This is a genomic window from Serratia sp. (in: enterobacteria) (genome assembly GCF_051654945.1).
Lineage (GTDB): Bacteria > Pseudomonadota > Gammaproteobacteria > Enterobacterales > Enterobacteriaceae > Chania.
This window is the reverse complement of record NZ_JBOFZA010000091.1, coordinates 1-25,614: the sequence shown is the minus strand read 5'-3', so window position 1 is coordinate 25,614 and position 25,614 is coordinate 1. Positions and strand designations below refer to the sequence as shown.

The following is a 25,614-nucleotide window of genomic DNA, read 5'->3' as shown; positions in this document are numbered from 1 at the left end:
CACATTCCTGCAGGTGGTGAAGTGCCCTTGACGTGGCGTTCCGCGAGCGGTCCGTTACACTGGAAGACACCATGAGCATCGGGCCAGAATTCATGGCGGGAATGTTAAAAAGGAAGAGACAGCAATGAAACGTAAGACGTTTGGACCTGTGACATCGCAGCAGGTCGCGCAGGTTGCCGGCGTGTCGCAATCGGCGGTATCGCGCACCTTCACGCCGGGGGCCAGCATTTCGCCTGCGACCCGTGAGAAAGTGTTGCAGGCAGCGCGTGAGCTGGGCTACCGCCCGAACGCCATCGCCCGTTCGCTGAACACCGCACGCTCGCGAATTGTTGGCGTGGTGATGTCTTATTTTGATAACCAGTTCTATCCACAGGTGCTGGAGGCGCTGGCACAGAAACTGGATGAGCTGAACTATCACCTGTTGCTGTTTGTGGGCGACAAGGACGGTAACGTCGACAGGATCTTCGATCAGATCATGCAATACCGGGTGGATGGCATTGTGCTGGCCTCGGTGTCGTTATCGATTGAGCTGTCTGAGGAGTGCCTGGCTGCGGGGATCCCGGTGGTGCTGTTTAACCGCAATGCAGAAAATGGCACCGCTTCAAGCGTCAATACCGACAACGCCAAGGCCGCTCGGCAAATTGCCGAATTTTTATTGGCCGGGGATCATCGCCATTTTGCCTACGTGGCCGGGATCGCGGAGTCCTCGGTGAACCTTGCGCGGCAGCAGGGTTACGTGGCAGCCCTGCAAGCCAGAGGGGTGAAGGATATCCAGGTGGTGTTCGGCAACTACGATGCCGAGCAAACGGCCAAGGCCGCACGGGAACTTTTTTCCAGCCCGCAGCCACCGGATGCCATATTTGCGGCTAATGATCACATGGCACTGACCGTGATGGATGTAGCGCGCTATGAATTCGGGCTACGCATCCCGCAGGATGTTTCGGTGGTGGGTTACGACGATACCGGGCCTTCGGGCTGGCCGTCCTATGCCTTGACCTCCGCATCACAGCCGGTTGATGCCATGGTGACGGCCACGGTCGAGCTATTGATGAAGCAAATTGACAGCGGCAACATCGAACCCGAGCAGGTGATTGTACCCGGCGCGTTGATCGTGCGGCATTCAGCCAGACGCCCAAGCCTCGGCATTATAGAAAAAGAGGGATTATCCCTGTTCCAGCCCCAGGAGGTTGAATGACTCGCTTACCCGGCTTTAGCCCGCAGTTTGATTCTATTCAGCAATTTATTCTGACCCTGACCCACGTGGTGTGGGAGCAGAAAGACATTGGGCAACTGGCCGATTTTTATGCCACGCCGGTGGTGTTCCATACCCCCGAGAAGCGCCTGACCGATCTGTCGCAGTTTATGCGGCTGACGTTGGAGGCTATGCACAGTTTCCCTCAGCGTTCCGTGCTGACCGAGGATATTTTGTGTAGCCAAAATAACGAAGCTGAGTATTACGCGGCGCAGCGGGCGGTGGCCTGTATCCGCCATCAGGGGGAGGGTTTCTTCGGCAAGCCGAGTGGGAAAACCTTGTGGGTGCGAACCTGGGCCGATCGTATTTGTGCCGAAGGTGCGGTACGCCAGGAATGGCTGTTGCAGGATCGGGCCGCCATCGTCTCGCAAATCGGGCTAGACGTGCGTGATTTTGCCAGCCAACTGGCGGCAACGCGTCGTGAACTGGGCCTTGAGCAAACCACGGCAGAAGAACTGGATGCCCGTTGGGCCGGGGGGCCGGATGGTGATGATGTCGAAGGTCCGCTGGCTGGATTGGTCGAACGTTATTTATCTATGTGGGCGGGTGGCAACAGCGGTGTCGTGCCCGGTTTGTATCACCCAGCCGCCACGTTGAACGGCCCTGGTCATGTGCTTTGCACCGGCGAGCAGGATATTGGCAGCTTCCTTTCTGGCTATCGCGCTTCCTTTGCCGACAGTGAAACGCAGTTGCATCATCTGATCGTCCGCAAGGATGCCAATGAGCCGGTTCGTCTGTCGCTGCGCTGGTCATTACTTACCTGGCACGACGGCTATGGCAAATTTGGTATTCCCACACGGCGACCGGTGTCGATTTCGGGCATCAGCCAGCTTGAATTACGGGATGGATTAATTATGCGTGAATATTTAGGTATCGATGAACTAGCCATATGGTCACAGATCTTTAATTAATCGGGGTGTGGCCCCAGACAATAATCAGCCAGTTAAACGATAAATGCTCGGGTATTTATCATGGCTGACTATTGCCCTAAATAAGGTCAAGGTATTATCAGCGAAAGAGTCTTCACTCTAAATTTATGCCCGTGGGAGTGAGTCTCAGGCGTGCGGCGTATTCTACGTGCGCACTTAAAAGAAAATACAGGAGATAGTATGTCTTCCACTGAAACTACTAATAAAGCGCCAGTAGCACCTGAAAAAATCACTTCCAAGGCCGCGCGTGAAGAACCGGTATTGCAAGTTGAACGCCGTGACTTTATTGATTTAGTGCCAGAGAAACGCCCGCGCGTGCAATCATTACGCGGCTTCGATGATTGCTATACCGATATCGTTGATTACATCGTTCGCTGTACGCATAAAATATGGGACGAACGTGACGTGGGATTAATTTACACCCACTATACGCACAACTGCATTTTATATAATGCCTTGGGAACCATGTATAACCGTGAACAGGTCGTGCAGGATACGTTGCAACGCCTCGTGGCTTTCCCGGAGCGGCGTGGCATGGCGACGCAGGTTATCTGGAATGGCAATGACGTCGACGGTTTTTATACTTCGCACCTGGTCACCGGTAGCGGTCGCCACACGCAATTCAGCCATCTGGGCAAACCGACCAATCGTACCTTTGTCACCCGTACCGTCGCCGACTGCATGATCCACGAAAACAAGATTTACCGGGAGTGGGTGGTGAGCGACAACATGGCGCTGATGAAGCAGATCGGCCTGGATACGCATGCCGTGGCCCACGACATGGCAAAGGAGCAGTTTGATAAAGGCTTCCGGGTGACCGATATCGGTGAAAACCGCCGGCTGCTGGGGCAGTATCCACCCGAAACCGAGTGCGATACCTCCATCGCCCATACCGACATTGAAGAGCAATGCCTGCGCTGGCTGCATGAGATCTATAACCGCAGAATGCTTGGCAAAATCAAAGACGTCTATGCGACCAACGTGCAATGGCATGGCCCGCTGATGAAAGAGCTGTATGGTCAGGCAGCGGTGATCCACCAGACGCTGGCGCTGATCGGCATGATCCCGGATGGTGCCTGGATGCCGCAGCATATCTGCTCCAACCCTTGCGAAGAGGGCGGCACCAAAGTAGCCGTGCGCTGGATTATGGAAGGGCATCACCTGGGCTATGGCGAGTTGGGCAAACCGACCGGAGAACGTCTGTTCGTGATGGGCATGTCTCACTACCACATTATCAACGGCAAAATCGTCGACGAATGGGTGGTGTATGACCACCTGGCATTGCTGGCACAAATCAAACTTGGACAAATGGAGAAGTAATCGATGAGCAGCAGCGATAGCTTTGCAAGCGTGCAGTATCTGAAGCAGCCACAAGGGCAGGACGTGGTAGCAGACCGCTCATTGGGCGAGACCGTCAGCGATATTATCAGCCAGGTTCGCCAGCGCGGCGATGCGGCCTTGCGCGAATACTCACAGAAATTTGACCAGGTGATCCCCACAAGTTTTGAAGTGACTGCGCATGAAATTGAACAGGCGCTGGCGGAGCTGGATCCTCAAACTCGGCTCGATAGTGAGTTTGCCATCAGCCAGGTCAAGCGTTTCGCCGAGGCGCAACTGGCCACCATTAAGCCGTTGGAGGTTGAGGTGTTGCCGGGTGTGCATCTTGGCCATCGCATTATCCCGATCCAAACCGTAGGTTGCTATGTCCCTGGTGGCCGCTACCCGATTTTATCTGCGCCGGTGATGTCGATTGTTCCGGCGAAGGTGGCCGGGTGTGACGAGATTGTCGCTTGCCTGCCGCCGGGGGCTCATCCGGCAATGATCGCCATTTGCCATCTGGCGGGGGCGCACCGTATTTTCAAAGTCGGTGGTGCTCAGGCAATTGCGGCAATGGCTTGGGGAACTGAGAGCATACCGGTGGTCGATAAAATTGTCGGGCCGGGCAACGCGTTCGTAAACGAAGCGAAACGTCAGGTCTTTGGCAAGGTGGGTATTGACGCATTGGCAGGCCCAAGCGAGATTTTCATTATTGCCGATGACAGTGCCGACCCACGTATTCTGGCAGCGGACTTGCTTGCCCAGGCCGAACATGACGTGCGTACCCGCGTGGGGCTGGCGACCACCAGCCTGGAGATCGCGCAGCAAACCCTGGCTGAAATAGAGCGCCAACTCGGTAATCTACCTACGGCAATCACCGCGGGTGAGGCTTGGCGTTTGCAGGGTGAAATTGCCGTCTGTGAGGATGAAGCACAGTTGATCGCTTATGCGGATCATATGGCGACTGAGCATTTACAGGTGCATACGCGGGACCCGCATGGCACCGCCAGTAAAATCCGCAACTATGGCTCGGTATTTATCGGCCAGAATGCCAGCGTGGTGTTCTCGGACAAGTGTTGTGGCACCAACCATACGCTGCCGACGATGGCCGCCGCGCGCTATACCGGTGGGTTATGGGTGGGGGCTTATGTGAAAACCTGCACCCATCAGTGGATCGATGAGCAGGGGATCCCGGCGATAGCTCAACCGGCCATTCGTCAGAGCAGAACCGAAGGGATGCAGGCTCACCGCCGGGCCGCAGAGATCCGTTTGCACCCGGAAGCTATTGACGCCATTACCCGCGGCGAACGTGACTAGCACCCCTCACCCCAACACTCCCACAGGGAGAGGGAGCTGCAATGGTGCAGAGGTCAGGTGTCGGTGTTGGTTGTATTCGGCGTTGAGGTAAGGCGCAGAGGTTAATCTGTGGCACGTTCAGTCCCCTCTCCCTGTGGGAGAGGGTTAGGGTGAGGGGCCGATTGCCAAACTAAAAATTCTTAATCCTACTTGGCAAAAAAACACGTAACACATTGCAATACAGAGATATTACATGAAGCTTCCTTTACTTATCCCTCCGCTGGAATGCCGGGAAGACGTTTACCGTCGGCTGCAAACCATCAGCGATCACAAGGCGTTGAACGCCATCTTGCAGGTCAATCCGTTGGCCGCCGCCGAGGCTGAATATTGGCACCAAGCCAGACAACAGGGCCAGCCAATAGCTCCGTTGCAGGGCATTCCGATCGTGATTAAAGACAATATTGATATCTCACCTCTGCCTACCACATTGGGGTGTATAGCGCTGGCCAACGCCAAGGCACAACGTGATGCCTTGGTGGTCCAGCGTCTGCGAAGCGCTGGAGCCATTATTATTGCGAAAGCCAATTTGTCGGAGTTCGCTTTTGATGTTCGCTCGCGCAGCTCTCTTGCTGGAGATGTGCTTAATCCTCTTATGCCAGGTGTTACCGCCGGAGGATCAAGCGGGGGTTGTGCGGCAGCGGTGGCGGCAGATATGGCCGTGGCCGCCATCGGCACCGACACCGGTGGCTCAATACGTATCCCCTGTAGCTATACCGGTTTGGTAGGGTTGCGTCCTCATCATCGGCATGAGCTATTGCAAGGTGTTGCACCTCTATCTCCCAGCAAAGACTGTGTGGGGCCGATGGTGAAAAGCGTGCAGGATGCTGCCCTGCTTAATGCAATCATGGCAGGAAAACCGCTGCGCCCGTTACGGCCAGCGCCTCTGAAAAGCATGCGCCTGGGAGTATTGACTGAACTGGCAGGGGATTCTCCACAGCAATTGCGGGTTTGGCATGCAGCGCTAAACACGCTGCGTAACAGTGGCGTGGAGTTAATCGATGTGACATTACCCATCCTGGCTGAGGTGGCGAGTGCGCCATGCCTGAGCCTTTATGAGTTTCACGTTGCCATCAATGCGTGGTTGGCCATGCACCCGCCGGCCCCGGCTAGCCTGAGCGAGTTGTATCAATCAGGCCAGTTTTTACCCGAATTCTCGCCGTTTATTGCCCAGTTGCTATCACATAAGACGTTAAAAACTGAACAGTGGCGCAGTTCACGTCGGTTCCAACGTAAACTCCGCGAGGCTATCTACCAACTTGTTCATACTCAGCGGTTGCATGGCGTTATTTACCCCACCGTGAGCCGCCAGCCGGAAAGCCTGGAAAAAATGCCGCCGGGCTGTGCCCCTGAACTTTCCGCCATCAGTGGTTGGCCCGCGTTGACTTTACCCTGCGGTGTTAGCGCAACGGGACTACCGGTTGGGCTGGAGATATTATGCGCTCAGCCGCAAGAGGATTTATTACTGTCGCTGGGGTTGGCTTGTGAAGGGGTTTTTAGCTAATCAAAATGTGGCGTTAGCGCGACAAGAATGGCTCGACAGATTGCTCAAGCACAGCGATCAGCTCGGGATCCATATATTGATAGTCGTCAGGGATATCGAGAACGTGCAGGGGCTTGTGCTGCAACAGGCGTTGATACTCGGCAACCAGCCGGTTCTTATGTTTTTGCTCCATGACAAATATCATATCCGCCCAGTGCAATAACTCCGGCGTTACCGTTTTTTTGGCATGGCGGCTGGTCCCGGCCGACCTGGTGGTCAGGCCGGGAGTCCGTTGCCAGATACGTTCTGCGGTAGGGCTGCGCCATTGATTACGGCTGCAGACAAACAGCACATTCATGATTATTCTATCTCATCGAGTGCGTTACGCCGGGATACGGCGCGGGAAACTTGTGGATACTCAATGCCTAGTTGCTTCGCCCGGGTCACTTTATGCGAGCGGGTATAGAGCATTTTCCACTTTTTCTCTTTGGTGAATTTGGGTTGAAAGTCGCCCATTTCACGGTGTTTGTTAATTTTGTTGTTTACCAGGCGCCAGGCCCGGCCACGTGTGTCATTCATATTCATGCCTCAACGGTGTTATCGGGGTTCAGCAGCCGCGATAATACTCAGAGGTCGTGCAGCAGCATTTTATGCCGCCCGGTGATATTAACATTTCGACTATAAACAATAAATCGTCTTGAACCTGATGGCCGTCACCGCTCTCGCTGCGGCAAATAACAAGGAATGCATGATGTCAGTGAAAGATATGCTGTTGGCGCTTTTCGTCGTGGTGGCCTGGGGGCTGAACTTTGTGGTGATTAAAGTTGGGCTGTATGGCATGCCGCCATTTTTACTCGCGGGCCTGCGTTTTGCGCTGGTGTTGTTCCCCGCCATGCTGTTTGTCAAACCTCCCAAGCTCCCGTTCCGCTGGCTGCTGGCGTACGGTCTCTCCATCAGTTTTGGCCAGTTCGCTTTCCTGTTTACGGCGATCAAGCTTGGTATGCCCGCAGGACTGGCATCGCTGGTGTTGCAGGCTCAGGCTTTCTTTACCCTGTTGCTCGGCGCGCTGTTTCTGGCCGAAAAGCTCAAATGGCACCATATTGCCGGCATGATGATTGCCTTTTGCGGCATGTTTATATTGGCCAGTGCAGGCATGGAGGGGCAAACGACGGCGGGCATCACGTTGACCACCATGATGTTAACGCTGGCCGCTGCGTTATCTTGGGGGCTGGGTAATATCAGCAACAAGGTGATCATGCGTGATAACCAGGTTTCGATTATGTCGCTGGTGGTATGGAGTACGCCGGTGCCGGTGGTGTTGTTCTTCATTTGCTCATGGCTGTTCGAGGGGCAAACGCAGTTGATTGACAACCTGGTGCATATTCAAGGCTCCACCATTCTGGCACTGATTTATCTGGCGCTCGTGGCCAGCATCATGGGCTATGGCATCTGGGGCAGTCTGTTGAGTCGTTATGAAACCTGGCGCGTTGCGCCGTTGACGTTGCTGGTGCCGGTGATCGGGATCCTCAGCGCCGCCTGGCTATTGGGGGAAAGACTGTCACCGCAACAAATGATCGGTGCATTGGTGGTGATTGTCGGTTTGCTGGTGAACGTATTTGGTGGGGTGTGGCAGCCTATCCTTAGTAAAATCCGCAGTAAACCTTAATGGCGGCTTTAGGGCTGACGAAACCCCCACCGCATATAAGTGTAGCTGCATGCGCAAGTTGGGTGTACGTAGCGATGCTGAACTTTTTCAGCTCTCGCAGAAGCCCGAATTTAATTGTTTCATCCTCACACATTTTGCGACTATTCCGGATCCGTCGCTGCAGGCATAGGTGGTAAAGTGGCTCGATTTTCATTTATTTTGCTGTTTTTGGGCCGTTGAACGCCGAGGTGTGAGTATGAGTAAGTTTATTGCCGTGGGCCTGTTGGCCGTTTTACTGTCCGGGTGTGCCACCGAGTCGCCTTGCGTTCCGGTCTATGACGATCAGGGCCGTCTGGTGCATACCAATACCTGCATGAAAGGCACCACTCAGGATAACTGGGAAACCGCCGGAGCTATCGCAGGCGGTGCAGCCGCGGTGGCTGGCCTGACATTGGGCATTATCGCGTTAACCAAATAGTGATTTTTTAGTCGGGGCGCAGCATGCTGCGCCCCGATGGCATTACTGCTGTTGAGCCAGCTTGTTACTGTCACAACCCGTGCTTTTGCACTCACGTTCTACGCTTTTCAGAAACTCGATACGGCTTTGCATGGTCTTGTTTGAGCAACCCACATTGATCATCGAATCGTCGCTACATTGACTGTCCCGATTTTTAAGCCATTCGATCTGTGACTGCTTCAGCGTCTGTTTCTGTGGTTGAGTCAGCAGCCCCATTACCTTTTTGTATTGCACATTGATCTCTTGATCCAACTGCACCATTTCCAAAGCCGCGCAGTAGGTCACGTCATAGGGGGTACGTGGGTTATCACAGCCACCGGCCAGCGCAGTGGCAGAGAGCAACAGTAGCGAACATCCCAGGATTGTTTCTTTAATCACTTTGCACTTCTCCGTGTTTTGTCTTGAACTGCCAACACAGTAAACCAATGCAGCATTTTGCCATAGCCCGATTGAAGACAAATATTCAACCGGGCGCCGTATGCCGCGCCCGGTTGGGAAGGCCGACGATCTCAAGCCTCGGTTTGTGGCGCTACCTTGGGTTTGTCGGAGTTCATACAGCTGTAGATCACTGGCAGAACCAATAGCGTCAGCACGGTAGCAAAGCCCAGGCCGAACATGATCACCACCGCCATGCTCTGGAAGAAGGCATCGCTAAGCAGCGGAGCCAGACCGAGAACGGTGGTAAAGGCCGTCAGCAGGATTGGGCGCAAACGCGAGGTGGAGGCGTCGATAATCGCTGCCAGGATCGGTTTTTCCTGCCGCTGTAGCCCTATCTCTTCTACCAATACAATACCGTTACGGATCAGCATCCCGCTCAGGCTCAGCAGGCCAATTAGCGCCATAAAGCCAAACGGAATACCGGTTAGCAAGAAGCCTAGTGTGACCCCTATCAGGGCTAACGGAATGGTCAGCCAGATTGCAACGGCGTTTTTCAGTGAGCTGAACATCAGCACGGTGATGATAAACATGATCACAAAGGCCACCGGCAGGCTGGTGAACAATCCGGCCTGGGCTTCCTTGGTGCTTTCATAATCCCCGCCCCAATTCAGTTCATAACCGTGTGGCAGTGGGATGGCATCAATGCCCGGTTTGATGCGTTGCAACAGCTCGGCAGAGGTTTCACCGCTCTGGGAGCTAGGATCGGCCTGAACCGTCAGGGTGCGTTTGCGATCCCGGCGCATGATCAGCGGATCTTCCCACTCGGTCGTAAAGCCGTTGACCACGTTATCGATGGGAATAAACGCCTGCCGCGCCTGGCTCCAGATCATCACATCGTTCAGTCGCTCGGCATTCAGCCGCTCCGAGTCCGGCGTTCTTAATACGATCGGCATTAGCCTGGTGCCATCGCGGTACAAGCCCACGGTTATCCCACCAAAACTCATGCGTAGCGCACTGTCTATTTCACGTTTATCCACCCCTAATTCGCGGCCGAGATAATCCGAGAACTGCGGGCGAATGACTTTGCTACGCTGCTGCCAGTCGTGCATCACGCCGTCGGCATTAGCATCGGCGCTGGCGATGGTTTCCGCTTTGGCCGCCAGCGTGCGCAGCACGTTCGGATCCGGGCCGATAAAGCGCGCTTCGATGGAGCTGTTATTCGAAGGCCCGAACATGATGCGCTTGGCCTGGGCGTTCACCTGAGGGAAATTGTTGCGAACGTAGCCCTCTATCTGGCCGATCATGCCGGGGATCTGGTTGAGCTGCTTGGCCCGCACCATGATCTGCGCGTAGTTGGAATATTGCCGCTGCGCGTTGTAGGTGAGCATAAAGCGCATCGCCCCCTGGCCGATGGTGACCATGGTATCGCTGACGCCTTCTTGCGTCTGGATATGCTGTTCGATCTCGGCGGCAATCTTTTCGGTATAGGCGATATCGGTGCCATACGGCAACCAAAGATCGACAAAGAAGATCGGCGTATTGGACGGCGGGAAGAAGCTTTGACGCACGTTGCCAAAACCAATCACCGATGCCACCATCAACGCCGCCAGCACCCCCAACGTAATGGTGCGCTGACGCAGCAGTTTGCCCAATAGATTGCGATAGACGCGGAACAGCCAACCATCGTAGGGTGATTTGACGGGTTCATTGGGCTTCGGTTCGGCGATTTTCTGTTTTTCGAATGCCCATTTGGTAAACACCGGCGTCAGAGTCAAGGCGGTAAACCAGCTCAGCATCAACGAAATCAGTAGCACCTGGAATAGCGACTTACAGTATTCCCCGGTGGCATCGTTGGATAAACCGATCGGCGCAAACGCCAGAATGGCAATGACCGTCGCCCCCAACAGCGGGAACATGGTGCGCTTGACCACGTTATTAATCGCCTGCAGGGTTTTCTCGCCCTGTTGGCGTCCAACCAGCACACCCTCGACGATCACGATGGCGTTATCGACCAACATACTCAAGGCGATCACCAGCGCACCGAGTGAAACGCGCTGTAGCTCAATATTGAACAGCTTCATGATCAACAAGGTGCCAAGCACGTTCAACGCCAACGAGGCGGCGATCACCAACCCGCTGCGCACCCCCATGAAGATCAACAAGGTGCCGACTACGATTAGCAGCGCCAGCAAGAAGTTCATGATAAAGCCGTTTACTGCGCCTTCCACTTCGTGGGACTGATCGTAGAATACGCTGATGTCCATCCCGGCGGGGCGCTCGGCTTGTAACTGGGCTAACCGGGCCTTGACCGCCTCGCCCACCACGATCACATTTACGTTCGGGGCAAAAGACACGCCGACGGAAAGCGCTGGCCGCCCGTTGGCGCGGTAAATATTATTGGGGGAATGCGTCACGCCCTGAGTGATGGTGGCGATATCACGCAGATAAACGCTGCGCGGGCTGCCCGGCTCGCTAATCAGCAGGTTACCCAACTCCTGCACGCTGGCAAATTCCCCGGTGGGGTGTAGCCTGATCGACTCGCTGCCTACCAGTAAATCTCCGGCGTTGGACACCACGTTCTGCCGGCTCAGCAGGTCGTAAAGCCGTTGGGGGATAATATTGGCGGCGGTCATCTGGGCGCGGGAAATTTCAATCTGCACCTCTTCCGGTACCACCCCGACAATGGCCACCTTGCCCACGCCGGGCACCACCACCAATTCACGGCGTAACAGCTCGGCAAAGTTACGCAGCTCCTGATTGGTAAAACCATCGCCATACAGTGAGAAGAAGAAGCCGTATACGTCACCAAAATCATCATTCACTATCGGCGGGCTGGCTCCGGGGGGTAAACGCATCGCCGCATCGCCAATACGCCGACGCAGTACATCCCAGATCTGCGGTAATTCGGCAGCCCCGTATTCGGCGCGGATATTAATGGTGATCTGCGACAAACCGACGCTGGAGATCGAGGTGACGTTATCAATATAAGGCAGCTGCTGAATGGCATTTTCCAGCGGCAGGGTAACTTCTTCCTCCACCTGTTGGGCCGAAGCACCGTCATAACGGGTGACCACCACCGCCGTTTTGATGGTAAAGGCCGGATCTTCCAGCCTGCCGATATTCAGAAACGCCAGTACGCCGCCGATGCCTAGCAGCAGGATCGCCAACCAGATTCGGGTACCGTTGTTGATAAAGTTTTCTGTCAGTTTCATTACAGACCTCGCTCACGGACCCAGGCGCGCACTTCCTGATCGGGGCGCAATTCGCGGGTACCGGCGGCGACAATCCGCTCACCGTCGGATAGACCTGAGACGATCTGAATGCCATTGGCGGTCAGTTGCCCGGTTTCAACCTGGCGAGATTCCACAAACAGTTTGCCATCACGTTCCTTGATCACCCAAACGTGGGGCTGATTGCGTGGGCTGTTATCCGGGTTAAATACCGCCTCGACGGGCACAATAACGCTGGAGGTCTGATCGGCCCCGGCCAGGTTACCGAGGTTGATTTTCACGCTGCCGCTCATCCCCGAGAGCAGCGGCAGATCCTGCGGGCGTGGCATGGTCAGGGTCATTTGATAGGTCAGGGAACCTGCGGTGGTATTGGTGGTGTGTTCTTTATAGCGGGCGGTAAATTCGCGGCCAGGCAAGTTATTCAACCGAACAACAGGTTGGTACTGTGCATTGTTTTCATCAATAAGAATAAACAGATTTTCGGGGATACTGAATACCACATCCAGCGAGTCCAGCGAGTTCAGGGTGGCTATCGGCTGGCCGGCTGCGATCACCTGATGGTTACGGGCGGTGAGCGTGGCGATCACGCCAGTAAAGGGGGCGCGGATTTGCATATCATTGACTTCTTCTCTGGCCAGCTTCAAGGCGGCCTGAGCCGAATCGCGTGCTGCGCGATGGACATCCAGTTCGGCACGAGGAATGACATTACGTGCGCTGAGGGTCGAGAAACGGTTGAACTGTGCCTGCGCCAGATCGAAGCTAGCTTGGCGGTCACGTAGCCGCAGCCGTGCGTCATTGCCGTTTAGTTCGGCAATCACCTGCCCCTGGTTGACCCGTTCTCCTTCACGTACCAGCAACTGTTGCAGTTGGCCAGAACGCTTGAAGGCCAACTCGGTGCGGTCACCCGCGACAATTCTGGCGGGGAAGATCCGTACTCCTTGCTGGGCGTTGTTACTCACCTCAAAGATGTTCACGGGACGGACGCTGGTGGTTTCTTTAGGCGCCTCTCTGTCGCAGGCGGTAAGAAAAAGTGTGCAAAGTATCACGGCAACCAGTTTTATATTCACGATGCAATCTCTTGGGATCGGATTTTAGGGGAGCGATGAGTTAACTCGTTGACCATATGCATCACGCCTTACCGCTCGTCTAGGCCAACTCCGGCCTGTGTTCACGTCGTAACGGGAACGAAATCTTGTTACTGTGGCCTTGGGCCACCAGCACATTGGGTTACAGCTATTTCCTTTGCCCGCCAGCAGGTAGTGATACCTCCGTTGTTTCCTTCAGTTTCAACCACTCGCAGACTCTTAAAGCTTAGTATGCCGTGCGCCAACGTGAGGAAATTATCTTCATTTCATGCCGTTGACCCGGTTTTGGCTATGACGGATAAATCACCGTTAATGATGGCCCGACCAAGATGATGAATAGACGCTAATTAATGCTAGCCGAAGGTCAATGATGGTACGGATTGAGATGATTCCTGGTTATGATCCTGGTCATTTTTTTTGTTATACCATTCGCTATTTTAAATTAATTCCTACCTTATTTAGGTTTCGTTTAAGAAACGGTTTTTTTATCATCAGGTAAATAATCCTATGTTGCCGGAAATATCCCACCATAGAGATTGTGGGTATCATTGCTGTGATGGGGTGTTATTTACATATATTGCGAAATTGTAAATGCCGTCTGTTTGGGGTTTATGATTTGGCGCAAAAAATGAACAAATTGTGTGATGATTAGAAACGCATTGAGGAAAAGGATCTTGATAAAATGGCGATTATTGCATATCTAACTGAAATAATTAATTTTTATGGCCGCAAGGTACTGTGTTCAATCATGGGTAAAGTGTCAGTGATTTCTGTGTGAAAGCGATTTTCAGCATTTTAATAACATTAAAAACCAGGTAATAAAACAATTTATTTTATTTTTACTACATTTTACATGGGTAACTGTGTGCTGAATGTAATGACTTATGGTTGTATTTGTTTTATGTTATTACGTAAAAATAACGGACACTATTAAATTGCGAAGTTTATTTTTTTTATTGTTAACTTGAATGTTAATTTTTTCGAAGTAAATATTATGACGATGTAATATTTGGACATATATTGAATTTATTTGTATTTAACTATTGCATTAAGATTTTACTCACTATACTTTCCACCACCAGAAAGGAACGGGTAAGAAATGAACATCGGCAGACTAAATATTGCCGCAGTTCTTATCTACGTTGCCGTATTTCGATAATCACTTTTATATAAACTTTAGATAGAGAGCTATTATGAAAATTCGCGTACTTTCACTGTTGGTTCCAGCTTTACTGGTTGCAGGCACAGCGGGTGCAGCAGAGATCTTCAACAAAGACGGCAACAAGCTGGATTTGTTCGGCAAGATTGACGGCCAGCGCTACTTCTCCAGTAACGATTCGGTTGATGGCGATCAGTCCTATATGCGTTTTGGCCTGCGTGGCGAAACCCAAATCAACGAAAGCCTGACCGGTTACGGGATGTGGGAATACCAGGTTAACCTCAACCAGGCAGAGAGCGAAGCGAACAACAGCTTTACCCGTGTGGGCTTTGCCGGTTTGAAATTTGCCGAGTATGGTTCACTGGATTATGGCCGCAACTACGGCGTGATGTATGACATCGGTGCATGGACCGATGTGCTGCCAGAGTTTGGTGGCGATACTTACGGCGCAGATAACTTCCTGTTCCAACGTGGCAACGGTTTATTGACCTACCGTAACAGCGACTTCTTCGGCATGGTCGAAGGCCTGAATTTCGCGCTGCAATATCAAGGCACCAACGGCAGCGCCTCCGAATCCAATAATTATCGCGACGTGCTGGCTCAGAACGGTAACGGCTACGGCATGTCTGTCAGTTACGATCTGGGTTATGGCATCAGCGCAGCCGGTGCGTTCTTCAGTGCCGATCGCACTGCAGACCAGAACGGCCGCAACAACCCGGCTATCCTGGGTAATGGCGATAAGGCACAGGCTTATAGCGCCGGTCTGAAATATGATGCCAATAATGTCTATCTGGCGGCCATGTATACCCAGTCTTATAACGCTAACCGCATCGGTACCCGCAACAGCCAGGCGTACGGTTTTGCCGACAAGGCACAGAATATTGAACTGGTGGCGCAGTACCAGTTCGACTTCGGCCTGCGTCCATCGGTGGCCTACGTACAATCTAATGCCAAAGACATCCAGGGCTTTGGCAGCCAGAACCTGGTGAAGTATGTTGATTTAGGCGCCACCTATGCCTTCAATAAAAACATGTCCACCTATGTAGATCACAAAATCAACCTGCTGGATGAGAACGACTTTACCGGTAAGACCGGCCTCAACACCGATAACGTGACCTCGGTCGGTATCGTTTACCAGTTCTAAGGTAGTTTTATTTAGCCCGGTACAGTTGTGTGCCGGGCTTTGTTGCGCTTGCTGTTTGCTCAGCGAGTTTAATTTTCATTGACTGTTTTCCCTTATTCGCGATGCCTGTGTCTATTAATGGGGGATTATCCTGTACTTGTGGCCCTGTCTGAGCGTGGTTATTCCACGATTAGATTATATATATAATGACATTCTTGTTTAATATAAAGAAAAATCCTGCATAAATATCCCTTCATTTTAATGACTTGGCATTGGTTGCGCTGAAAATTATTATTGATCTGTTTTAAACGTCAGGCTATCCTTAGCCCACTACTGAGAAATTAGGAAGCCAGTCAAACTGATTCTGCGTTTTAATAAAGGCACGATTTCCTGTGTCTTTATATTGAGCGTAGAACTGTTCTATGCCTTATCTGTAGGCATGGCTAGATTCAGTTTTACACCACTTTATATTAAGGGATAATATTATGAAACAGATCAATACTGCTGAAGCAAATGCCATCGTTGGCGGCACCATCCCAAAAACTTGTATTGTTAAGTATGGTCAGTTAGATACAGGTGCTTGCATGGAAACTACTACCTGTGAAGACAAGTTTGGTGCGGAGGTCAGCAAGACCTCTGTTAAGGTAGCATCAAGTCTTTGCAACGGTAAGCCATAATAGCCTTCTAGGCTTATGAATTTCAGGCTGATGCGATAGGATGTTCGCATCAGCCTGCTTGAGTTTTGTGCTTTTTGATGGACAGGGATGTAATAGCCGCTGGTTTCCCAGTTGTGCAAACGTGCTAAATAAGACAATCACTATCCCTGCGTTATAAGAGCAAACTGATATGCCTTTTTAGGACGCATGGTTTATGTTCAAAAAACCTCTGTTTCTTGTCATTTATACTCTGGCGATCATCGTTATTTCCTCATTGGTCACCACCGCCTACTTCCACTATTTCGTCTTGAATCAGAACCAGGCTAGTGAGCAGCAAGCCCTGATGGCCGTAGACGAGGAAAAAGTTAAATCCAGCCCGATTACCGAAAACAATACCATTATCGAAATATTCTCATATGGCTGCCATTTTTGTGCGGTTAATGAAGAGAACGTGACCAAGCTGGAAGCGCGTATGCCAGCCGGGACCCAATTTATCCGCCTGCATCTGAGTAATTCACAAAGCAATGGTCTGGCAAGTTTCGCTCCGCTGTTCGCTACCCTGACGGTAATGGGTATCGAGCCACAGCACCGTGCGAGTGCTTATAACACCGTGATCAAAGAAAAAATCGATCTGAGCAAATCTGAAAACCGCGATAAATGGTTAGCGGAAAATGGTATCGATCTCACGGCTTATAACGCCGCCAGCCAGTCACAAGAAGTGGCAGAGTTGCTGAGCTATATGACCAAAGTGACCGATCATTACGACATCAACGCGACTCCGACGTTTATCGTTAACAAGAAGTGGCTGGCCCTGCAGGATCGCGATTTTACCCAGTTTGGCGATCATCTGCTGTCACTGCTACAGCATGACAAACCGCTGGAGCAATAATGCGTTTCTTTGCCGTGTGGGTATATCTGGCGTGGAGAGAGGCACTCAGCAACATTACACGCAGTGGGGTGCCGTTACGCAGAGTACACGGCAGGGCCATCTGTTGGCTGTTACGCCACGGTAATTACCGCTGGTTCCTCGGGTTGGGGGCGATTGTCCGTGGGTTGCGTCTGATAAACCGGGGCGATCGTCGGCGGGCCTGCGTGGCCGAGGCCAACAAGCAATGCCTGCTCGGAGCTGACTACCACGGGAGTTTTGCCCGCACCACTCAGCGCCGCCGCATATTGGAACTGGCCGCGACCTATGGCAAGAGCCCTCAGGTCGCAGCCCAACTGGCACGTTGCCAGGCAGAGCTTAATGCGGTCGTCGAACCTTTGCATCAGGCAGGGCACCCGGTGGTGTTGGCACCGCTGCATATGGTGTCTGATGTGCTGGCCGGCATGGTGGGGGCAGGGGTGTTTCCAGGACAGGCAACGGCAATTGTTTCTGTGAGCGCAGAGGTGTATCACGCCAGGGCACGGGAACTCGGGGGCGTCAACCTGTCCTATTGCTCGATCCATGATGATAACCGGGAAATTGCTGGCAATCTGACCAGTGCAATCATGGAAGCGGCCGATCATCAACGCAATATCATGATTTTCCCGGATATCTCGCCGGATTACACCGTCAATACCAATACGGCGCAAACGGCGAAGCTCAGTTGCCGTCTGTTTGATCGCCCGGCCAATTTGCACAGCGGCGTGATCCGCATTGCCCGGGCGCTGTCTGCGCAGGTGGTGTTTTATTACCTGTATTACGACAAAGAGATAAAAATCCACATTGATCCGCCGATCCCGGCGCGCAGCGTGAAAACCAAATTGCCGGAAATAGTTGAAACGTCGATCGCCCGTCACCCCGAGGACTGGCTGCTGTGGCACTCACATTCGTTATTTTTTATCAATGAATAAACTGGAAATTGAAGAAGTCAGATCATGGAAAAGATAATCCCGACGCTGGTGTTTCAAGGCGAAACGAATGAGTGTGGGCTGGCCTGCATCGCCATGATGGCGGAAACCCAGGGGATCGATGCCTCGCTGGAAAGCCTGCGTGAACGTTATCCGGCCTCACAGCATGGCACCTCGCTGGCCAAACTGTGCGATATCATGGGCGAATTGGCGATGCCTGCTTATCCCGTCGCGTTTGAGCATGATGAACTGGCGGAAATACCGCTGCCCGCCATTTTGCATTACGGGGCTAACCATTATGTGGTGCTGGCCTACCGCAAGGGCAACCATGTCTGCGTGATGAATCCGGGAATTGGTCAGCAACTGCTGCCTATCGATGCGTTAAAGCTGGAGATCAGCGGTTATGCGCTGGTGCTGGACAATGAAACCCAGCCCGATCCGCAGGTACAGGCTAGCGTGCAGCGCAGTAAACGTTTCCGTGCGTTCGAGACCATGAGCCTGAAAGAAACGGCACGTATTCCCGGTATTTACCGGTTGATGATACTGGCGTTTCTGATCTCATTAACCCTGTTTATCATGCCGACGATGGTCAGCAGCGCCATCAACCAGGTCTTTTCCACCCCTGGGGAAGCCGATTTCCCCTACTTTTATTTCCTGCTGGCGTTTGTCGTTTCGACGTTGCTCGCTTTTGGCGTGCGATGGATCACCGAGCGCTTTATCAAACGCTTTGTGGTGGTCAACAGCGTGGCGGGCTTCTCGCGCTTGCTCAGTAATTCACTGAACTTCTTTGATAAACGTGCGCCGGGTGACGTGTTTAGCCGTTTTGCCAACTGGCAGATGGCCTCCGGGACGAAAATCGAGCTGGATAACGGCCTGCGAACCAACTGGATCATTGGTGCCATTGCCTTGGCGGTGATGTGTTACATGAGTCCGCTGTTGGCGATGGTGTCCGGTATCAGCGTGACCCTAATGGGATTGATCAGCGTCTGGGCCATCTATCGTGACCGTTATTATACCCAGCAGATGCAGGTCAAAACGGCCGATCAGAGCGACTTTATCCTGGAGAGTATTCAAGGCTTTTCCACCATCAAGTCAGCCGGGCTGGCCAGTCAGCGCAAGAACCTGTTTGCCAAGTACGCCCTGGCGCTGTTTACCTGCCGCCAGCAGCAGAGAATGTACGAGCAGGTCAAAAACAGCCTGTATCAGATGATTGGTAGCCTGGAGATGGTGCTGTTTATGTTCCTGGCGCTGCCGCTGTTGAAAAATGGCACCCTTACGCTGGGGGAGTTCTTTGCCTATAGCTTTGTGCGGGAAATTTTCACCTCCTACATCACTAAAATCTTCTATTCCATCCTGCAGAAGAACCAACTGCACGTGATCGATACCCGCGCCCGGGATCTGTTTCCGCCACGCTCTGCACCGGAGCTGGGCAACGATGCGGTTCCTGCGCCCATTCCGGCGTTTACCACGCAGTTGCGTTACCACCATATCGCCTTTGCCTATGACGCCCAGCAGCCGGTACTGCACGATCTTTCGCTGTCGCTCAAGCCGGGGCAAAGCATTGCCATTGTTGGTGAATCCGGCGCGGGCAAAAGTACCTTGCTGAAGGTGATGACCGGCCTGATGCCGCCACAGCAAGGGGACGTCATAGTGGATGGCCAGCCGCTCGATTATCAACAGGTGCACGCGTTGTTCTTCCTGCAAAGCCAGGAGGACATCTTGTTCAACGCTTCGGTGTTGAAGAACATCACGCTGTTTGATGAGGACTTCAATGCGCAGAAACATCAGCAGATTGAGCGCTCACTGGAGGGGCTCAATCTCACCCCGGTGATCGAGAAACTGCCGGGCGGCCTGAATGCCCTGATCCGTGAAAGCCATGCCGGGCTGTCTCTGGGGCAACGTCAGCGTCTGTTGCTGGCGCGGGCCATGTACAGCGATCGGCCGGTGCTGGTGCTGGATGAACCCACGGCCAACCTGGATGAGGAAACGGCGCACCAGGTAATGACCACCTTGCTGGCACATTGCCGTGAACGACATAAAACGCTGATCACCGTCACGCACAGCGAAAGTGTATTACCGATGTTCGATCGGGTATTCCGCGTGAGCAACGGCCATGTGGCCAGCGTTGCTACGGCGCTTGCAGAACAACCGGCACTGACCACGGCGGTGTGCGGATGAAGCTGAAACTGATGGGCATCAATAAGCGCAGACTGGTACCGATGGTCTTGCTATGTCTGGTGGTATTGATGGTAGCGATCGTCTGGTATCTCGCTATACCCAAGCAAAATAAGGCTTATGACATCGAAGAAATCACCCGTGGTGATATCGAAAAAACCGTGTTGGCTACCGGTATCCTCAAACCGGCGCTGCAGGTCAGCGTGGGTGCTCAGGTTAACGGGCAATTGCAAAAGCTGTATGTGAAACAGGGCGACCGAGTCACCCGTGGGCAACTGTTGGCGGAAATCGACCCTACCTTGCAACAGAACGCATTGCGTAAATCGCAAGCTGCCCTGCAGAGCGCTCAGGCGCAAAAACAGGTGACTCAGGCGACGCTTAAACAGTATCAACAGGAGCTGGCACGTCAGCTGAAGTTGGATCGTGCGGGTTCCGGCGTCAAAAGCGATCTGGAGAAGGCGCAGGCGCAGTTCCAAACCCAGGTTGCCCAGTTGAAGGTCAACGACGCACAGATCGTCCAGGCACAGATGGAGTTGGAAACCGCCAAGGCCAATCTGGGCTTTACCCGCATCGTTGCGCCGATCGACGGTGAAGTGCTGGGGATCGTCACCAAAGAAGGGCAGACCATCGTATCGTCACAAACCGTCCCGACCATTCTGGTGCTGGCGGATGTGGATACCATGACGGTGCATACCCGCATCTCGGAGACCGATATCCTGAAGGTGCGCGTGGGGCAACCGCTGTGGTTTTACGTGGTGGCCGATCCGAAACAGCGCTACGAAAGCGTGATGGGCTCGATCCAGGAAGCCCCAAGCGAAGCTTTGCAGGACGGTAGCTCATCCAGCTCTGCTAATCAGCAGGCCTCGGCGGTGTATTACAGCGGCGTGTTTGCCATTGCCAACGGTAAGCGTCTGCTGCGTACCTCGATGACCGCTCAGGTATTTATCATTACCGAACAGGCGAAGAACGCTTTGCGCGTGCCAGTAGCCGCTTTTGGGGAACAGCAGGGCAAAGATCGCTATCAGGTGCAGGTGATGAACGGCAATCAGCTTGAGTCACGCTGGGTACGCATCGGCCTGAACGACCGTCAGTTTGCTGAAGTGAAAGAAGGGTTGAAAGAGGGCGACCGCGTGGTGTTGGCGCAGCATGCCACCGGGAGCGGTAGCAATGGTTAACCCAGCCCCTGCGTTGATCTCACTGCGCGGTATTTCCCGCCATTTTGTCTCCGGGTTGCAGACGGTGGCGGTGTTGAAGAACATTTCCCTCACCATTGAGCGTGGCGAAATGGTGGCGATCATCGGTGCTTCTGGTTCGGGCAAATCCACGCTGATGAATATCATTGGTTGCCTGGACAAGCCCACCGAGGGTGAGATGCAGATTAAGGGTATCTCCACCCAACTTGCCAGCAGTGAGCAACTGGCCCAGTTACGCAGCCAGTACATCGGGTTTATCTTCCAGCGTTACCACCTGATGCCGTACCTGAGCGCCAGCGAAAACGTCGCCATTCCTGCCCTGTATACCGCGATGCCCGCCGCAGAGCGCCAGACGCGGGCTGAATACCTGCTCACCCGGCTTGGGCTGCAACAGCGGATGGACTACAAACCGGCGCAACTCTCCGGCGGGCAGCAGCAGCGGGTAAGTATTGCCCGTGCGTTGATGAACGGGGCCGAAATTATTCTGGCCGATGAACCGACCGGCGCACTCGATCGTGCCAGTGGGCAGGAACTGATGGGGATCCTGCACTCCCTGCACCGTTCGGGGCATACCATCATTATCGTCACCCACGATCGGGATGTCGCCAATCAGGCACAGCGTATTATCGAAATCAGCGACGGTGAGATCGTGGCCGATAAACATAACGAAGCGAGAGTCCCACCGGAGACCAAGCCTGCGCCGCCGGTTGCCGCCGCTACCGGGCGTAACCCGTTCTGGCAGAGCGTGCAGGAGGCGATCAAGATGGCCTGGCGCGCGCTGATGGGGCATCGAGCCAGAGCCTTCCTGTCGATGTTAGGCATCATTATCGGCGTCTCTTCTGTGGTGTCATCAATGGCGGTTGGTGAGGGGGCTCGGCAAAATATCCTCAATGAAATTAGCCAACTGGGCAGTAGCACGTTGGAGATCCGCCCTGGTTTGGGGTGGGATAAACCGCGCCCGGACCTGGCCCGATCGTTGACGGTGGCCGATGTAGCACTATTGGATCGTCAGCCTTATGTCGATAGCGTATCGCCAGTGGTCAGCAAAACCGTGGTCGCGGTGCGTGGTGGCAAAGAGGTGATGGTGTCGATTTCCGGTATCAGCAACGCCTATTTCCGCGTGCAGGGTTTGCATTTTATCTCCGGTAACGGCTTTACCCAGCGCGATCTGGACGAGCGGGAACCGGTAGTGATCATCGATCCGGAATTACGCGACACGCTGTTTGATTCCGATGAGGTGGCTGAAGGTGGCATCGTCCAGCTTGCGGGGACACCGTATCGGGTGATCGGCATTGCCGAGCGTAAAGGCGGTAAATACAGCGGCATGGGCCTGGGAGCGTGGATGCCCTATACCGCAGTAATGGAGCGTATGTCCGGCAATATGCCGATCGAATCGATCATGCTACGTGTGAGCGAAGGAATTTCACTTCAGCAAGCACAGGAGCGTGTTGAACGGCTGTTGGAACAGGCGCACGGACGGATCGATTTCTTTACCCAGACCAACGATCAGATGACCAAGGCTATCCAAAAGGCGTCGGACTCCATGACGCTGCTGATCACCGCGATTGCCGGGATTTCGCTGCTGGTAGGCGGGGTGGGTGTGATGAACATCATGCTGGTTTCGGTCACCGAACGTACCCATGAGATTGGTATTCGCCTGTCGGTTGGCGCACGGCCAGCGGACATTATGCGTCAGTTCCTGATTGAAGCGATGGTGATCTGCTCGCTGGGCGGGCTGATTGGCATTATTGGCTCGGGGTTGGCCGGGGTCATTTTCTCCCTGGTGACCAACGAGTTCACCATGATCTTTACCTGGCCACCGTTGGTGCTCGCCTGTGGGTTCTCGGCACTGATCGGTCTGTGTTTTGGCTTTTTCCCTGCGCGCAATGCGGCGCGCCTGCATCCAACGGAGGCGCTGGCGCGCGAATGACTTTCAACAAACTCCCTGTGGCCCTGCTGTTGCCCCTGCTGTTGAGCGGCTGTGGCTCCTTGACGAAAAGTGAATATCAGCGGCCGATGCTGTCGGTGCCCACCGAGTGGCGAGTGCAGGATACCGGCTCCGGCTACCTGCAACACACTGACCACTGGTGGGATAACTTCGACGATCCACAGCTCTCGATGTTGATTGGGCGTGTGCTGACCAATAACAACGACCTGGCCATTGCTGGCCTGAAGCTCCAGCAGGCACGGCTGACTGCCGGGTTGAAAAATACCAACCTGACGCCAACCGTAACCTCGGCCACCGGCGGATTCAGCAATAGTAAGAAACTGCGTCAGGGGGAAAGCTCCTCCGATAGTTACAACAGTAGTCTGAATCTGAGTTATGAGCTGGATCTGTGGGGGAAATTGGCGCGAGCCAGGGAGCAGGCGCAGTGGCAGGTCGAAGCCACGGAGCAGGATCGGCAAAACACCGCGCTAACGCTAATTGGCAGCACGGCGCAGTATTATTGGCAGATTGCCAATCTTAACCAGCAAATCAGACAGCAACAGGCGGGGCTGGAAATTAGCCAACAGACGCTGGCTCTGGTGCAATCCCGCTATGATGCCGGCGCTGTCAGCCAGTTGGATCTGCTACAAGCACGGCAATCGGTGATCGGCCGGGAAAATAGTTACCGCACTAAGCAACAGCAACGGGAAGAGGCGCGTAATGCACTGGCGATCCTGTTTAACCGTTCGCCTACCGATCGTCAGGTGGAACGCAGTGCTTTGGATATTAACCAAACCGTACCCATAGCCAACACTTTACCGGTAGAGGTTATTGCCCGCCGTCCAGATGTACAGTCGGCAGAAAAGAGCCTGCGGGCTGCGCTGGCGGGGTCGGACGTGGAACGTTTGAACTTCTATCCGACGTTGTCGCTAAGTGCTTCACTTGGTACGGGCAGCAGCCTGTTTCAGCAATGGTTCAACCACCCAACCAGAACCTTGGGAAGCAGCGTCGCACTGCCGTTCCTGAATTGGAATACCGTTCAACTGACCATCGAAAAATCCAGTCTGGACGTCAAGCAGGCAGCGATCGTCTTTCGCAGCAAGGTTTATAGCGCGCTATCCGACGTGGATAACGCCATGACGCAGCGTCTGAATTATCAGCAGCAAAAAATCAATCAGCAACAGAATCTGCAACTGAGCCAGCAGCGTTTAGCTTTGGCTCACAGCCAATATCAGGCTGGCTCTGTGTCTCTCCAGACCCTGCTGGATGCCGAGGATGCGTTACTGACGATTGAAAGTGATTTGTCAGACCTGCAATACAACTACCTCAATGCCACCATGAAACTGTGGCTGGCGTTGGGCGGCGGTGTGGAACAAGACGGTGAGATAAAAGGATGAAATCATGAATAAAGATGCTTTGCCACGTCGCGTGGTGGTTACCGGTTTCGGTGCGGTCACGCCATTAGGGATGAATGCCGAGCAAAGCTGGGCGGCGATCATGGATTATCAACTGGGCTACCGCTACTTCGATATGTCCGCCGTGGGGATCCAGTCGCGTTTCCTCGGGGTGATCGACGATGAACCCAGTCTGAAAGGCGTCCCAGCGGCTATCCGCCGCCGCCTGCCACGTTTTGCCCGCCTGGTGTTGGGGGCGGCTCGCGAAGCAATGGAGATGGCCTTTCATGAGGAAAGCCCGGCGGCGTATTACGATCTGCTGGACTGTGGCACCATCATCGGCAGCGGCTGGGCAGGTCAGGATGAAACCCATCAGAACCATGCGGATTTCCTGAGCTCCGGGCTGGCCTCACCGTTTGGCTGCTTCCTTTCGATGCCCAATGCTGCCACCGCAGCCTGCAGCCTGTTCTGGGGGCTGCGCGGTTATCAAAATAGCCCGATTGCCGCCTGTGCCACCGGAACGATCGCCATTGGCGATGCGGCCGAGGTGATCCGCAGCGGCCGTGCGTCGATGATGCTGGCCGGGGCCGGTGAGTCGCTACGCAGCGACAACGCCGTGTGGAATATCGACGTGCTGCGCGCCTTGGCGAGCGAGCAGGAGGACATCAGCAAGGCCTGCTGCCCCTTCAGCCTCGATCGCAACGGCTTTGTGCTGTCCGAAGGGGCTGCGGTACTGTGCCTGGAAGAGCGCGAAGCCGCACTGGCGCGTGGCGCGACGATTTTCGGCGAGATCAAGGGCTACGGCAATTACTCCGATGCCTTCGACTTTACCGCGCCAGCGGAAGACAAGATTGCCCGGGTGAAAACCATCCAGCATGCGTTGCAGCAGGCCGGGGTGACGGCGGAAGATATCGATTATATCAATGCCCATGGCACGTCCACGCCGCTCAACGATCTGAATGAAA

Annotated in this window: 21 protein-coding genes; 16 read left to right on the top strand and 5 right to left on the bottom strand. The window is 53.9% G+C overall.

The annotated features are described in order from the left end of the window. Positions 1–124 precede the first annotated feature (124 nt). The 5 genes from ACRDCA_RS21000 (at position 125) to ACRDCA_RS20980 (ending at position 6,355) form a co-directional block, all read left to right on the top strand. Positions 125–1,195, top strand: coding sequence for a LacI family DNA-binding transcriptional regulator (locus ACRDCA_RS21000; RefSeq protein WP_438691265.1), 1,071 nt, complete (start codon positions 125–127; stop codon positions 1,193–1,195). After that, on the top strand, positions 1,192–2,163 hold the full coding sequence (locus ACRDCA_RS20995) for a nuclear transport factor 2 family protein (RefSeq protein ID WP_438691264.1): 972 nt from the start codon (positions 1,192–1,194) through the stop codon (positions 2,161–2,163). The genes ACRDCA_RS21000 and ACRDCA_RS20995 overlap by 4 nt, the downstream gene beginning before the upstream one ends. A 198-nt stretch (positions 2,164–2,361) precedes the next feature. After that, positions 2,362–3,501: an ester cyclase gene (locus tag ACRDCA_RS20990; protein ID WP_438691263.1), complete on the top strand. Its 1,140-nt coding sequence runs from the start codon at positions 2,362–2,364 to the stop codon at positions 3,499–3,501. Between the two features lie 3 nt (positions 3,502–3,504). Continuing rightward, positions 3,505–4,815 (top strand): histidinol dehydrogenase, encoded by a 1,311-nt coding sequence (gene hisD / locus ACRDCA_RS20985; RefSeq protein ID WP_438691262.1) that lies wholly within the window; start codon positions 3,505–3,507, stop codon positions 4,813–4,815. A 232-nt stretch (positions 4,816–5,047) separates the two neighbouring features. Then, the gene (locus ACRDCA_RS20980) at positions 5,048–6,355 is read left to right on the top strand and encodes an amidase (protein WP_438691261.1); all 1,308 of its coding nucleotides are present in this window, start codon (positions 5,048–5,050) and stop codon (positions 6,353–6,355) included. Between the two features lie 13 nt (positions 6,356–6,368). Here the strand turns inward: ACRDCA_RS20980 and ACRDCA_RS20975 are convergent, their stop codons facing one another. Both ACRDCA_RS20975 and ACRDCA_RS20970 read right to left on the bottom strand, forming a co-directional pair. Continuing rightward, complete coding sequence (locus ACRDCA_RS20975; RefSeq protein ID WP_438691260.1) at positions 6,369–6,692, bottom strand: low molecular weight protein tyrosine phosphatase family protein; 324 nt, start codon at positions 6,690–6,692, stop codon at positions 6,369–6,371. 2 nt (positions 6,693–6,694) lie between these two features. Further along, positions 6,695–6,913 (bottom strand): hypothetical protein, encoded by a 219-nt coding sequence (locus ACRDCA_RS20970; protein WP_438691259.1) that lies wholly within the window; start codon positions 6,911–6,913, stop codon positions 6,695–6,697. Positions 6,914–7,085: 172 nt separating this feature from the next. Between ACRDCA_RS20970 and ACRDCA_RS20965 the strand changes: the two genes are divergently transcribed. Further along, a complete protein-coding gene (locus ACRDCA_RS20965) occupies positions 7,086–8,000 on the top strand; it encodes an EamA family transporter (RefSeq protein ID WP_438691564.1) in 915 nt (304 codons plus the stop codon). A 235-nt stretch (positions 8,001–8,235) separates the two neighbouring features. After that, entirely contained in the window at positions 8,236–8,457 is a 222-nt protein-coding gene (locus ACRDCA_RS20960) for a hypothetical protein (RefSeq protein ID WP_438691258.1), read from the top strand. A 42-nt stretch (positions 8,458–8,499) separates the two neighbouring features. Here ACRDCA_RS20960 and ACRDCA_RS20955 read toward each other — a convergent pair whose 3' ends face one another. The 3 genes from ACRDCA_RS20955 to ACRDCA_RS20945 all read right to left on the bottom strand — a co-directional run bounded on the left by ACRDCA_RS20955 (position 8,500) and on the right by ACRDCA_RS20945 (position 13,171). After that, on the bottom strand, positions 8,500–8,874 hold the full coding sequence (locus ACRDCA_RS20955) for a lysozyme inhibitor LprI family protein (RefSeq protein ID WP_438691257.1): 375 nt from the start codon (positions 8,872–8,874) through the stop codon (positions 8,500–8,502). Positions 8,875–9,005: 131 nt separating this feature from the next. Next, positions 9,006–12,086 carry an efflux RND transporter permease subunit gene (locus tag ACRDCA_RS20950; protein ID WP_438691256.1) on the bottom strand — a complete coding sequence of 1,027 codons (3,081 nt, stop codon included), beginning with the start codon at positions 12,084–12,086 and terminating at the stop codon, positions 9,006–9,008. Next, positions 12,086–13,171 (bottom strand): efflux RND transporter periplasmic adaptor subunit, encoded by a 1,086-nt coding sequence (locus tag ACRDCA_RS20945; RefSeq protein ID WP_438691255.1) that lies wholly within the window; start codon positions 13,169–13,171, stop codon positions 12,086–12,088. The genes ACRDCA_RS20950 and ACRDCA_RS20945 overlap by 1 nt, the downstream gene beginning before the upstream one ends. Before the next feature lie 1,211 nt (positions 13,172–14,382). Between ACRDCA_RS20945 and ompC the strand changes: the two genes are divergently transcribed. The 9 genes from ompC to ACRDCA_RS20900 form a co-directional block, all read left to right on the top strand. Further along, the gene (ompC, locus tag ACRDCA_RS20940) at positions 14,383–15,492 is read left to right on the top strand and encodes a porin OmpC (protein ID WP_438691254.1); all 1,110 of its coding nucleotides are present in this window, start codon (positions 14,383–14,385) and stop codon (positions 15,490–15,492) included. A gap of 464 nt (positions 15,493–15,956) precedes the next feature. After that, positions 15,957–16,148 carry a hypothetical protein gene (locus ACRDCA_RS20935; protein WP_438691253.1) on the top strand — a complete coding sequence of 64 codons (192 nt, stop codon included), beginning with the start codon at positions 15,957–15,959 and terminating at the stop codon, positions 16,146–16,148. 193 nt (positions 16,149–16,341) lie between these two features. Further along, positions 16,342–17,016 carry a DsbA family protein gene (locus ACRDCA_RS20930; RefSeq protein ID WP_438691252.1) on the top strand — a complete coding sequence of 225 codons (675 nt, stop codon included), beginning with the start codon at positions 16,342–16,344 and terminating at the stop codon, positions 17,014–17,016. Beyond that, the gene (locus tag ACRDCA_RS20925; RefSeq protein ID WP_438691251.1) at positions 17,016–17,963 is read left to right on the top strand and encodes an ABC transporter; all 948 of its coding nucleotides are present in this window, start codon (positions 17,016–17,018) and stop codon (positions 17,961–17,963) included. The genes ACRDCA_RS20930 and ACRDCA_RS20925 overlap by 1 nt, the downstream gene beginning before the upstream one ends. A 24-nt stretch (positions 17,964–17,987) precedes the next feature. After that, complete coding sequence (locus ACRDCA_RS20920) at positions 17,988–20,138, top strand: peptidase domain-containing ABC transporter (protein ID WP_438691250.1); 2,151 nt, start codon at positions 17,988–17,990, stop codon at positions 20,136–20,138. A gap of 68 nt (positions 20,139–20,206) precedes the next feature. Then, the gene (locus tag ACRDCA_RS20915) at positions 20,207–21,310 is read left to right on the top strand and encodes an efflux RND transporter periplasmic adaptor subunit (RefSeq protein WP_438691563.1); all 1,104 of its coding nucleotides are present in this window, start codon (positions 20,207–20,209) and stop codon (positions 21,308–21,310) included. After that, entirely contained in the window at positions 21,303–23,258 is a 1,956-nt protein-coding gene (locus ACRDCA_RS20910; protein WP_438691249.1) for an ABC transporter permease, read from the top strand. Before ACRDCA_RS20915 ends, ACRDCA_RS20910 begins: the two co-directional genes overlap by 8 nt. Next, positions 23,255–24,652 carry an efflux transporter outer membrane subunit gene (locus tag ACRDCA_RS20905; RefSeq protein ID WP_438691248.1) on the top strand — a complete coding sequence of 466 codons (1,398 nt, stop codon included), beginning with the start codon at positions 23,255–23,257 and terminating at the stop codon, positions 24,650–24,652. Before ACRDCA_RS20910 ends, ACRDCA_RS20905 begins: the two co-directional genes overlap by 4 nt. A gap of 4 nt (positions 24,653–24,656) precedes the next feature. Then, positions 24,657–25,614 (top strand): beta-ketoacyl-[acyl-carrier-protein] synthase family protein (locus ACRDCA_RS20900; RefSeq protein WP_438691247.1); only part of this gene is annotated, 958 nt, incomplete at its 3' end.